The 11959-nt window shown below is 57.2% G+C and carries 11 protein-coding genes and 1 pseudogene; 10 read left to right on the top strand and 2 right to left on the bottom strand.

The annotated features are described in order from the left end of the window. Window positions 1-308 precede the first annotated feature (308 nt). A pseudogene (locus JNB88_RS32190) lies at window positions 309-648 on the top strand (IS110 family transposase); the annotation flags it as partial. A 43-nt stretch (window positions 649-691) separates the two neighbouring features. Here the strand turns inward: JNB88_RS32190 and JNB88_RS34060 are convergent. Beyond that, window positions 692-1348 (bottom strand): Urease operon accessory protein, encoded by a 657-nt coding sequence (locus tag JNB88_RS34060; RefSeq protein ID WP_223217430.1) that lies wholly within the window; start codon window positions 1346-1348, stop codon window positions 692-694. A 555-nt stretch (window positions 1349-1903) separates the two neighbouring features. Between JNB88_RS34060 and JNB88_RS32180 the strand changes: the two genes are divergently transcribed. From JNB88_RS32180 to JNB88_RS32170, 3 genes are all read left to right on the top strand, one after another. Next, window positions 1904-3364: a sodium:solute symporter family protein gene (locus JNB88_RS32180; RefSeq protein ID WP_220359020.1), complete on the top strand. Its 1461-nt coding sequence runs from the start codon at window positions 1904-1906 to the stop codon at window positions 3362-3364. A 129-nt stretch (window positions 3365-3493) separates the two neighbouring features. After that, entirely contained in the window at window positions 3494-3679 is a 186-nt protein-coding gene (locus JNB88_RS32175; RefSeq protein WP_037135551.1) for a hypothetical protein, read from the top strand. 273 nt (window positions 3680-3952) lie between these two features. Further along, window positions 3953-4750, top strand: a complete 798-nt coding sequence (locus JNB88_RS32170) for a creatininase family protein (RefSeq protein ID WP_220359019.1) — start codon at window positions 3953-3955, stop codon at window positions 4748-4750. Window positions 4751-4753: 3 nt separating this feature from the next. On the opposite strand, the gene JNB88_RS32165 is transcribed toward JNB88_RS32170, so the two are convergent. Next, window positions 4754-5704: a LysR family transcriptional regulator gene (locus JNB88_RS32165; protein ID WP_220359018.1), complete on the bottom strand. Its 951-nt coding sequence runs from the start codon at window positions 5702-5704 to the stop codon at window positions 4754-4756. 184 nt (window positions 5705-5888) lie between these two features. On the opposite strand from JNB88_RS32165, the gene JNB88_RS32160 reads away from it, so the two are divergent. The 6 genes from JNB88_RS32160 to JNB88_RS32135 all read left to right on the top strand — a co-directional run bounded on the left by JNB88_RS32160 (window position 5889) and on the right by JNB88_RS32135 (window position 11938). Next, on the top strand, window positions 5889-6905 hold the full coding sequence (locus JNB88_RS32160; protein WP_220359017.1) for an ABC transporter substrate-binding protein: 1017 nt from the start codon (window positions 5889-5891) through the stop codon (window positions 6903-6905). A 61-nt stretch (window positions 6906-6966) separates the two neighbouring features. Further along, a complete protein-coding gene (locus JNB88_RS32155; protein WP_220359016.1) occupies window positions 6967-7794 on the top strand; it encodes an ABC transporter ATP-binding protein in 828 nt (275 codons plus the stop codon). After that, the gene (locus tag JNB88_RS32150; RefSeq protein WP_220359015.1) at window positions 7791-8636 is read left to right on the top strand and encodes an ABC transporter permease; all 846 of its coding nucleotides are present in this window, start codon (window positions 7791-7793) and stop codon (window positions 8634-8636) included. The genes JNB88_RS32155 and JNB88_RS32150 overlap by 4 nt, the downstream gene beginning before the upstream one ends. Then, a complete protein-coding gene (locus JNB88_RS32145) occupies window positions 8636-9949 on the top strand; it encodes a cytosine deaminase (RefSeq protein ID WP_220359014.1) in 1314 nt (437 codons plus the stop codon). Before JNB88_RS32150 ends, JNB88_RS32145 begins: the two co-directional genes overlap by 1 nt. Before the next feature lies 1 nt (window position 9950). After that, window positions 9951-11360 carry an FAD-binding oxidoreductase gene (locus JNB88_RS32140; protein WP_220359013.1) on the top strand — a complete coding sequence of 470 codons (1410 nt, stop codon included), beginning with the start codon at window positions 9951-9953 and terminating at the stop codon, window positions 11358-11360. Beyond that, on the top strand, window positions 11357-11938 hold the full coding sequence (locus JNB88_RS32135; protein WP_220359012.1) for an NAD(P)H-dependent oxidoreductase: 582 nt from the start codon (window positions 11357-11359) through the stop codon (window positions 11936-11938). The genes JNB88_RS32140 and JNB88_RS32135 overlap by 4 nt, the downstream gene beginning before the upstream one ends. Window positions 11939-11959 lie beyond the last annotated feature (21 nt).

Below are 11959 nucleotides of genomic sequence, written 5' to 3'. Positions count from 1 at the left end.
CAAAAGTGGTGCGATGATCGCCCACTCTTCATCGCTAAGTTCATGACGGCGCATATCAATCTCCTTCCAAGGACATTGAATCATCATCGTGACTAAAGCGAAACCCTTTTATGGGGACGCGACCTAATGTAAATGGGTGACGGCGACCAAGTTTGCTTGGGTCGCCGTTCCCAAACATAGGGTAGTCGCGGCGCGATCTCCTAGGCCATTTTCTGACTTGATGCTGGTAGGGGTGGTTGCCCCCGATAAGATGGGAATACGGGCTCTCGATCGGAACCGGGCCCAAACATCATTCGTTGGAGGCAACCATGAACCAGTATATCGGGCTCGACATTTCGTTGAAAGAGACCGCGATCTCAATTCGGCAAGACGGCAAACGCATCTGGCGCGGCAGGTGCCCTTCGGACCCCAAGCTTCTGGCGAGGATGATCCGCATGCACGCGCCGCACGCAAGGCGCGTTGTCTTCGAGACCGGGCCGCTGTCGACGTGGTTCTATCACGCCCTGACGGCCGAGAGGATGCCGGCGATCTGTATCGAAGCTCGACATGCGCAAAAGGTCTTGAACGAGACGCTTAACAAGACCGATGCCAATGATGCGGACGGGTTGGCGCAACTGGCGGAAGCCGGCTTCTACAAGGTCGTCCGGACGGACAGTCAGCGATTAAACAACCTGAGGTCCGGAAGCGGATCTCACCTGCTTGTGAATTCCGTGGGACCCGCTGCATCCAACGTAGTACTTGGTCTGAATGCGCGTCTGGCCTCGAGCCTGCGAAGTTTGCCAAGGGAAATATAGTCCTCGACCAGGCGCTTCTCGGCCGCAAACGGATGGAGTTCCCACCCTTCGTGTCCGAAGCCTACAATGGTTATCCTTGCCCCGGGAAACTGGTCGAGTACGCTTGCGATGACAATCATCCCACTGCTTGGAACGACATATGGGCTGGGGTGGTAAAGATGAAGCGCATCGTCTACCCAGTCATGAATACGTTCATCGATAACAATGCATTGCTTACCGTTCGCGCCACAGAATGCCTGAAATTCGGGCGTCCCGTCGTCGCAAAAGTCATCCAGTTCCGGGTGTCGAACTGCAAGAACGGGCCGTAAGGCCGCAAATTTCCGCGGATCGCGCACGCACCAGATCTCCTTGGCTTTCATGACCGCCGGGTGAGACCGCCAGGCGTTTGATTCCAGCATAATCTTGGCAGGTCGACCGGTGTTGCAGACCGCTACGACGTCAGTTCGAAGTCCACTGCTGGTGCTGGAACGGCAATCGTTGAAGCGAACGATCAAGTCCGCGGTTTCGATGGTGGTAGCGTAACGGGGATCAATTTCTCCATTACCAACAATCATGACTTGTGTCATCACAGCGCTGCATCCTCTCTACGGATTGATGAATGGGCCGCAATGAACGGCGTCTTGAACTGCAACCCGCCCTGATAGTGACGGGCCACATCTCCTGGTCGGCCAGTGCGAGGCCGTTGTTGCAAATTTAAGCCATTTGATTTTATTCGTAACAGTTGGAGACCGAGGAAGCCGGCAACCCCTTCCATGTTACGATCGTAAGACGATTGATCGATATCCACGCGTTCTCGTACTGGTCATCGCTCCCCAGTCGCGATAATTTTGATGGCCTGGCGGCGGGGAGGGGAACTGACAGCTGATGGCGATTGAGAACGAAGCGGAATGGGGTTTGTCGCGAACAGTTCTAGACCTTACGTGGGTACCGACGTGGGGTGGGAAAGAACGGGCTACTTGCCATCCCGGACAAATAGCCATTGGCGCCCGAGGGCCGCTCACTTGTTTGGAAGCAGTGTCAGATTTGCCTAAGGTGGAAGAGGCGAGCCTCGCTGGACGTCCGGGCGAAGCGAGGTGGCGCGCATTTGCACTCCCGAAGGAGTGCCGTCGGTGAATATCGCCCTTCTGTTGGTCGGTGCGACAACGCTCGGGATCGTCCTTCTCGGCTATTGGACCCGCGCGCATCGGCAGGTGAGTCTGGAGCAGTGGGCCCTCGGCGGCCGCCGTTTCGGAGCACTGCTCGTCTTCCTCCTGATGGCGGGAGAAATCTACACGACGTTCACCTTCCTGGGTGCCAGTGGCTTCGCATACGGGAAGGGCGGATTGGTATTTTACATTCTGACGTATACCTGCCTGGCATTCGTATCGTCATACTGGCTGCTGCCGCCCATCTGGCGGTTTGCTAGCGCCAAGGGGCTTGTGACGCAACCTGACTTCTTCGAAGAGAAATATCGCAGTCCCGGTCTTGGCTTGCTCGTCACGTTCGTCGGGCTCGCCGCGTTGGTTCCTTATCTGATCCTGCAGCTTAAGGGACTGGGAATTATCGCGGAGACCGTGTCGAATGGCGAAATTCCCAAGTCTGTCGCCGTCATAGGCGGCGCGATCGTGATGGCGTTGTACGTCATTGTCTCGGGAATGCGTGGTTCTGCCTGGGCTGCGGCCGTGAAGGATTGCACGACCTGGATTATCTGCGCGTTTCTCGGTGTCTACCTCCCTTACCACTACTACGGAGGGATTGGCGCGATGTTCGAGCAGATTGAGCTTGCAAGGCCAGGGTTTCTGTCCCTTCCCGATACCGGAGAGACAATCGTCTGGTATACCAGCACGGTTGCGCTGTCTGCACTTGGCCTGTACATGTGGCCGCACACCTTTTCTTCTGTATATACGTCAAAATCGGAAGCAGCTTTCCGCCGCAATGCGGTTTTCATGCCGCTTTATGCGCTCGTCATGCTGTTTGCCATGCTGGTGGGCTTTGCTGCTGTTCTGCAGATTCCAGGACTGGAAGGCGGAGAGATTGATCTTGCTCTGCTCAAGCTCTCGATAGCGACCTTCGATCCTTGGTTTGTCGGTGTGATCGGCGCGGCTGGCGTGCTCACGGCGTTGGTGCCGGGGTCAACGATACTGATTGTCGGCTCTACACTCGTCTCGTCGAATATCTTTAGACGGTTGATGCCCTCGTTTTCGGACCGACAAGCCACGACATGGGCGCGGCTATCTGTGCTGTTGCTGACTACCATCGCAGTCTATTTTACGATCGTTGGCGGCGACAGCATCGTCGCGATCCTGATCATGGGCTACAGCATCGTGACCCAGCTCTTTCCCGCCCTTTTCGCCAGTCTGTTGCCACGGAACCCGTTGACAAAGGAGGGGGCGGCCGCCGGTATTATCGTAGGTGTTGGCACCGTCGCAATTGTGTTGACGACCGGCTTGAACATATCCAGCTTCTTTCCCGACGCCCCCGTCGCCGTGAAGCAAATCAATACGGGTTTTATCGCGCTGACCTTGAACACGCTCGTCGCCTTTCTCGTAAGTGTGGCGACCGCGCCGGTAGTCTCGGTTCGTGACCACTGAGGAAGATGCGGGCGTTGAACGCGCCCGCTGATGATCTTGCGTCTGAATTTGCGTTCCGCGAATTCTCTTTTGCTCGATCACGATCGTGCTAAGCTGATCCGTCTTGAGGGGCTGCTTTGTGGATGGGTGATGAGGGTAATTCTTGTCTTCGGTTTGGTCTCCAGCGTGTTTGTGGGAAACATAGTTTTCAACACAGATGGGAAAGCTTGGGGCCTTCCGATCTTCTTTCTCTGGAACGTCTTCAGCGTGTTTCTCATAAGCGCCGGCATGTTGCTCATCTATCTCCTTGATCCGAAGAACGGCGGACGAAAGTAGCGTCGCCACGATCTGGCGAGGGCAAGATAACCGGATCCGGGTCGCCCTGGGTATGAGATTGAACGAGCATAAAAGGCCGAAAGGTCGCTGGCGGCCCGACAGCTTTTGGATTGCACCCTTGTGGCGGTGAAGCCCAGAATCCCTCGATATGTCCTGATCGTCGACGCTTCTGTATGTCGCAAAAAGGCAGCGGTGTGCGCGCAAATTGATGCTTTCCGTATGCTGTAGAATTCCCTAGTCACAGAGATAACTCAACGAAAGGAGCGCACGGCTATGGCGACACCATTTTATTGGAACGAGCTGAATACCTATGACTTTGCCGGGCTCTCGGCGGATACTACCATTGCAATTTTGCCGATCGCGTCGACCGAGCAGCACGGGCCGCATCTGCCGATCGCCACTGATGTGGCTATCGCAAACGGCATGTTGGTCGAGCTCCGCCGCCAGCGACCCGCCGATCTCGATATCCTTGTCCTGCCCACACAGGAAGTCGGAAAGGCGAATGAGCATATCTACGGACCAGGAACGCTCTCGCTCCCTGCCGAATTATTGATACCGGTCTGGACGGCAATCGGCGCCAAAGTCGCAGAAGCGGGCATCCGTAAAATGGTGATCGTCAACTCGCACGGCGGCAATGTCGATATCATGAGCATAGTGGCGCGCGAATTGCGCGTGCGCCACCAGATGGCTGTTGTCTCGACGCAATGGGGACGTTTCGGCCATCCAGATGGCATGATCAGCGATCACGAATCCCGATATGGGATTCACGGTGGAGAGGTCGAGACGTCACTGATGCTGCATTTCAGGCCGGAACTCGTGCGAATGAACAAGGCGGAAAACTTCGCGTCCAAGGCTGAGTGGATGCGTGAGCAGTCAAAGTATATTCAGCCGCTTCCGCCTCACTCGCTGGCCTGGATCGCGCATGATCTCAATCCCAACGGCGTGGTGGGCGATGCATCACGCGGGACTGCCGCGAAAGGGGAAGCGATCTGCCGCCATCAGGTGCAGGGTTTTGTCGAGCTTCTTGAGGATTTGAAGCGCTTTCCGCTCGCAAATCTACACGCGCGTTAGGTCTCAGGGAGCCGGCGCTCTGGCGGGAGCAATGTGTCCCTTGGCCTGCAATTCCTGAACGAGGCCCGCAAGCTCAGCCAACAGATACTCGACAAAGAGGCTGGTCGCCGCGTCAAGCGACGCCCGGGCACGGGCAAACAGCTTCATCGGTTGGTGTCGGCCATGAGGCTCGGCAATCGGACGAAATACAAGTTCGCCCGCGCGGCATTCTGTGATGACGTCAAGCGGATTGAGCAGGGTCAGCCCAGCCCCGCATTTGACGAGCTTCTTAAGCATTTCCGACGCATTGCTTTCCAGAACGGGCTCTACCGAGACATCCAGCCTCGCAAGAGCGAGATTGATGACCTCGCGAAGGCTCGTCCCCGTCTGCGCCAATACCAATCGCTCCTGGACAATGTCACCAAGACTGATTGGGCCAGTCCCTATCAGGCGATGCCCCGGTGGGAGTACAACGCCGATCGGAATGTCGAAGTTGCCGAGCGTGCGTATTCCCGGGGTTGCCGGAATGTTGAAGCCGAGGCCGATATCGACGTCGCCAGAGAGGACCGGATTGACCGTTGTCGTACCCGCATCGTTCCTGATCTGGAAGAAGACGCGCGGGTGTTCTGATTGGAACCGCGCGATGATTTCTGCCAGTGGGCCCGATGCGAGTCCCACGGTCGTCACCAGCCTGACCTTTCCGGCCTGCTGCATCTTCAGGCTCCTGATGCGACCCTCCAGTCGATCGTAGTTCTTTAAAACCTCCCTGATGTGCTCGATGCAGAGCTCGCCTGCCGCCGTCAGGCGCAGTCCTCGGGGCAGGCGTTCAAAGAGCGGCGCACCGATCTCCTCTTCCAGTGCCAGGATCTGTCTGTTGATGGCGGAGGAGGCAACGTTCAGCCGCGCGGCGGCCTTGCGGATTGACCCGGAACGGGCGATCTCGTTGATATAAAGCAGCTTCCTAGAATGCAGCATTCGACCCCTCGTTGCATCAATTTTAAGCGCTACGCACAAATTAGGCACAGGCTTCTCCTGGGATGCCAAAAAGGCATCGTTGTGCACGAATTTTGATGCTTTTCAATCAGCAACGCAATCGCTCAAATGCAGAAAATCGGACGCCAAAGAGCGCCCGAGCGCTCACAAAAGGGGAACGCCGACTATGTCAAAATCATTGAACAAAATGGCATTTATCGCAGCACTGGGCATTGGTTTCACCGCTGCGGTCGCAGTTCCTGGGTATGCGCTCGACAAGGTTAGCTATGGCACGAACTGGTTGGCCCAGGCCGAGCACGGCGGCTTTTACCAAGCCGTTGCAGACGGTACTTACGCCAAGCACGGGCTCGACGTTACGATCGTACAAGGTGGTCCGAACGCGGCAAACACAGCATTGCTGATCTCCGGCAAGATCGACTTCTACATGGGCGGTCCACAGGGGGAACTGTCTGCCGTCGAGCAGGGCATACCGCTTGTCGACGTCGCAGCAATCTTCCAGAAGGACCCGCAGGTGCTGATCGCTCACCCGGACGCTGGGGTCGCCAAATTCGAGGATCTGGCCAAGCTCAAGACCTTGTTTCTCGGCAAGGATGGCTATCTGACGTACTTCGAGTGGATGAAGGCGAACTATCAGGGTTTCAAGGACGAGCAGTATAAGCCCTACAACTTCAACCCCGGCCCGTTCCTTGCAGACAAGGAGTCCGGACAACAGGGTTACTTGACTTCCGAGCCCTATGAAATCCAGAAGCAGACCGGCTGGGAGCCCAAGGTTTTCCTGCTTGCCGACAATGGGTACTCCCCCTATTCGACGATGATAACCACGACCCAGACGATGATCGACAGCAAGTCGGATGTCGTGCAACGCTTCGTGGATGCCTCGATCGAGGGTTGGTATAACTACCTTTATGGGGACAACACCAAGGCGAACGAGCTGATCAAGAAGGACAATCCGGAAATGACGGATGGCCAGATCGCCTATTCGATCGCCAAGTTGAAAGAGTACGGTATCGTCGAATCAGGCGAGGCTCTCGATAAGGGAATCGGCTGCATCACCGACGAGCACTACAAGAAGTTCTTCGCCGAGATGGTCGGCATCAAGGTTTTGAAAGCCGATACCGACTACACGAAGGCCTATACCACCAAATACGTCTGCAAAGGCGTCGGCATGGCTCTGAAGAAGTAAGCGCCACATGGCTTAGCCGCCACCGCGGCAAAGCCTGTTCCCTGATTTAATGAGACAGGCGATGTTTCCAGCCCCATCTCCGATTCCGGCAAGTAGAGACCTGCGCAAAAGACCACTCGTCTCGATGCAGTCTGTCTCCAAAGTGTTCTCCAGCGGCACGGTTGCCCTTTCTGGGATGTCGTTGACAGTGGAGAGTGGCGAGTTCATCAGCCTATTAGGGCCGTCGGGCTGCGGAAAATCGACGGCGCTGCGCATTATCGCGGGACTGGGCGACATCTCTGCCGGGACGATCGACTGGCCAAGTTCCCGCATCAATGCCCGTGGCTTGCCGGAAGGCGACATTAGCTTCGTCTTTCAGGAGCCGACGCTGATGCCGTGGAAGAATGTCTTTGGCAATGTCCACCTCCCTCTGAAGCTGCGAGGCATCTCCAAGGCGGCGGCGCGCGACGACATCATGAGCGTCTTAACGACTGTCGGCCTGCAGGATTTTGCCGAAGCCTATCCGCGCGAGCTCTCCGGTGGAATGAAGATGCGCGTATCCATCGCGCGTGCATTGGTCACAAAACCAAAATTGCTGCTGATGGACGAACCTTTCGCAGCGCTTGATGAAATCACCCGTCAGAAGCTGAACGACGATGTTTTGCGCCTCTGGAAAGAGAGCGGCATCACGGTGATCTTCGTCACCCACTCGGTCTTTGAGTCAGCCTACCTCTCAAACCGGATCGTCGTCATGAAGGCCCGCCCCGGGCGGGTCCATGCCGATCTGCCACTCGTCACCAGTCTCGAGCGAGATGCCTTCTATCGCACCTCCGAGGAATATCGGCAGGCATGCGAGACGGTGTCGCGCTCACTGATCGGCGCCATCAACGCTGCAAAGGAGAATGTATGAGCGCGGATGTTGCCGAGGCATCGGCGCCCGATCTGCCGAATGCGATGACGGCGAAGCGCCGCGACCTGGCGTTCAAGATTGCAGTGCCGTTCGCGACAGTCGCTGTTCTCATGATTGTGTGGGGGCTCTACGTCAAACTTTCCGGCGTACCCCCCTACATTCTGCCGGGTCCCGGGGCCGTTGCTGCGGCCTTTATCAGTGACTGGGGGACGCTTGCGCCCGCACTCTGGGTAACGAGCAAGATTACTTTCCTGTCTCTGTTGCTGGCGCTTGTCGGCGGTGTCGGCTTTGCTGTCTTCCTTGTGCAATCTCGATGGATCGAGATCGCTTTTTATCCGCTAGCCGTCATCCTGCAGGTCACCCCGATCGTCGCGATTTCACCGCTGATCCTGATCTATGCACCCTCGACACAGGTCGCCCTGCTCATTTGTGCCTTTCTCGTTGCCTTCTTTCCGATCCTTTCCAACATGGTGCAGGGGCTCAAGAGCGTGGATCACAATCTGATCAACCTGTTCGAGCTTTATGGCGCCTCGCGCTGGCAGACCTTGCTCTATCTGAAGATGCCGGCAGCGCTGCCCTATTTCATGACAGGCCTGCGCATCGGCGGGGGGCTGGCGCTGATTGCAGCGGTCGTTGCCGAGTTTGCAGCGGGTTCGGCCGGCGCAGGTTCCGGCTTGGCCTTTCGGCTTTTGGAAGCGCAGTATCGAATGAACATTCCTCGCCTCTTCGCCGCGCTACTGATGCTTTCGCTGCTCGGGGTGGCAATCTTCGCGATCACCTCCTTCATCTCCTGGCTCAGCCTGCACCGCTGGCATGAGAGCAGTCTCAGGCGGGAAAACTGATGACGTATTCGTTCATGTCACCACCAAACGCTGGCCGCTTTGTACTGAGCAATGCGACCCTGCCTGCCGTTGCCGTTGAAGGTTTCAATGCGCTAGCAACGGAAGGCCTCGTCCGCGCCGATGTCGTTATCGAGAGCGGGTTTGTTTCGGCGATCCTTCCCGCTGGCAGTGCGTCCCCGGAGATCGCCAAATCAGACCTGCGCGAGGGGATGGTCTGGCCATGCTTTGCCGACGTCCACACGCACCTCGACAAGGGGCACATCTGGGCGCGCAGCAGCAATCCGGACGGAACGTTTATCGGGGCGTTGCAGGCGGTGGGCAACGACCGCGCGGCGTATTGGTCGGCTGACGATGTGCGCAAGCGAATGGAGTTCTCGCTTCGCTCCGCTTACGCGCACGGCACGAGCGTGATCAGAACACATTTGGACTCCGCCGCCCCGCAACACAGGATCTCTTTCGACGTTTTTTGTGAGGTGCGAGACGCGTGGAAGGACAGGATCGCACTGCAGGCCGTCGCTCTTTTCCCGATGGACGACATGGTAGACGAAGTCTATTTCAACGATCTTGTCGGGGTCGTGCGCAATGCGGGCGGCCTGATGGGCGGCGTTACCAGGATGGGACCGAACCTTGCGTGGCAGCTCGATACGCTCTTTCGTGCTGCGACGGAGAATGGCCTCGATGTCGACCTCCATGTCGACGAGACGGACGACCCTGGGGCGCAAACCCTCAAAGCGATTGCCGAGGCCGTTCTTAGGAACCGGTTTAAGGGTAAGGTGACGGCCGGTCACTGCTGCTCGCTAGCAAGGCAGGATGATGGGATTGCCGAGCGCACCGTGGAACTGGTCGCCGAGGCCGGGATCTCGGTTATTTCGCTGCCAATGTGCAACGCCTACCTTCAGGATCGCCAGCCGAACCGTACGCCACGCTGGCGTGGTGTGACACTCTTCAAGGAACTTGCTGCGGCCGGCGTCGCGACGGCGGTCGCGTCCGATAATACGCGCGATCCTTTCTACGCCTATGGTGACCTCGATGCGGTCGAGGTGTTTCGCGAAGCCGTGCGCATTCTTCACCTGGATCATCCGCTCGATACGGCCGCGCGTGTCGTCACGACCTCGCCCGCTGACATCGTCGGGCTCGCCGACACCGGCCGCATCAGCATCGGCAAGCCCGCCGATCTGGTTCTCTTCAGCGCGCGTCGCTGGAGCGAATTTCTTTCGCGCCCCCAGTCTGACCGCGTCGTGCTTCGTCGCGGCAAGGTCATCGACCGGAGCCTTCCTGATTACCGTGAACTCGATAGTGTCGTTGGAGCCTGACATGCCGGATTACCAGAAGATAAAAAAGGAACTCGATGGCATCGCAGTCGAAGACAATCCGGCGCTCGTGCGCCAGAAGAGCCGCGACTTTTACTGGTATTCACCGATCCTGAAAGCGCAACTTGATGGCGTCACTGGCGATCTGATCGTGACGCCGAAAAGCGAGGCGGAGGTCATACAGACCCTCAAGGTCGCGTTTGCACATGGCGTTCCTGTAACCCCACGGGGCGCCGGCACGGGCAATTACGGCCAGGCTATGCCGCTTTCGGGCGGCATCGTTCTCAATCTCGCTGCCATGGACAAGATCAAGGAGATCCATCCAGGCAGAGTGATTTGCGAGCCGGGTATCGTGATTGCCCAACTCGACAAGCAGACCAAGGCGCATTCAGGCCAGGAACTTCGTTTCCATCCGTCGACAGCGCAGACTGCAACGATTGGCGGGTTCATCGCCGGAGGGTCGGGCGGCGTTGGGTCGATCGCCTGGGGCGGTCTTCGCGATATCGGAAACATCATTCGTCTTCGGGTGGTGACCATGGAGGCGGAGCCGCGGGTGCTCGATCTCACCGGCTGGGACCTGCAGAAGGTCAGTCACGCCTATGGTACCAACGGCATCATCACGGAAATCGAGATGCCGCTGGCACCTGCGTATGATTGGGTGGACGTACTAGTTGGCTATGATGACTTCATGGAGGGCGTGCGCTACTCGGACGCGCTGGCGAAATGCAACGGTATTCTGGTCAAGGAAATCGCACCGATCGCGGCCCCTATCCCCTACGACTACTTTACGCGACACAGACCTTTTATTCGGCAAGGCCAATCTGTCGTCGTGCTGATGGTAGCACCGCACTCGATCGACGCTTTTAGCGCCTTTACCGTCGCCCAGAAGGGCGAGATTATTTTCCGCTCCGACAAGGTTGAGAGCATGAAGGGCATTCCACATGCCTATGAGCTCGCCTGGAACCACACAACATTGCGCGCGCTGAAGGTCGATCCAACGTTTACCTACCTGCAAGTCCAGTACCCCGGTCCGGACCATGTAGCGAAGGTGGCCAAGATGGTCGAGATCTTCGGTGATGAGGTTCCCGGCCATCTCGAGTTCATCAAGTTCGATGGTCAGATCCAGTGCTCGGGCCTGCCGCTGGTGAGATACACGAGCGAGGAGCGGCTGGAGGAGATCATCAAGATACACCAGGACCATGGATGCCCGATCTTCAACCCACACCGCTACACGTTAGAAGAAGGCGGCATGAAACAAACCGACAAGGTTCAACTCGCCTTCAAGCATGAGACCGATCCGAAGGGTCTTCTCAACCCCGGCAAGATGATCGCCTGGGACAACCCCAACTTCGACTTCTCATCAGGCCAGAACTACCTATTTCCGGGACTGGCAGCAGTGATGGAGGCCACGTGAGAGTTCTGGTCCTTCACTCGCATCCGGTAGAGTCAAGCTACGGGAATGCGCTCTACATGCAAACGCTGGAAAGCTTGAAGACAGCTGGACATGAGGTCGATGACTGCAATCTTTACGCAGAAAACTTCGATCCGGTTCTCTCCCGCCATGATCGCATGGTTTACCACGACTATCCTGAAAACACCGAGTTGGTGAAGGACTATGTCGATCGGCTTAAGCTTGCAGAGGGTCTGGTGATCGTAACGCCAGTGTGGAATTTTGGCTTTCCCGCGATCCTGAAGGGCTATTTCGACCGGGTCTGGTTACCAGGCGTCTCGTTCGACCTCGTCGACGGCAAGGTGGAATCGAGATTGCGGCATATTCGCAAACTCGGTGCCGTCCTGACTTACGGTGCTACACCTTTTCGGGCCTTTGTTGCGGGAAATCCGCCTAAGAAGATCGTAAAGCGAGTGCTGCGTGCCCAGATCAATCCTAGAAGGTCGGTGACCTTTCTGGCCCATTATGACATGAACAACTGCACTGCCGAGACACGCTCGGCCTTTATGGGTAAGGTGAAGACGGCGATGGAGCGGTTCTGAGGTCAGCGACCGTGATCAGTA

Source organism: Rhizobium cauense (assembly GCF_019511525.1).
In the GTDB taxonomy this organism is placed as follows: domain Bacteria; phylum Pseudomonadota; class Alphaproteobacteria; order Rhizobiales; family Rhizobiaceae; genus Rhizobium; species Rhizobium cauense.
This window is presented reverse-complemented; position numbering and strand designations above follow the sequence as displayed.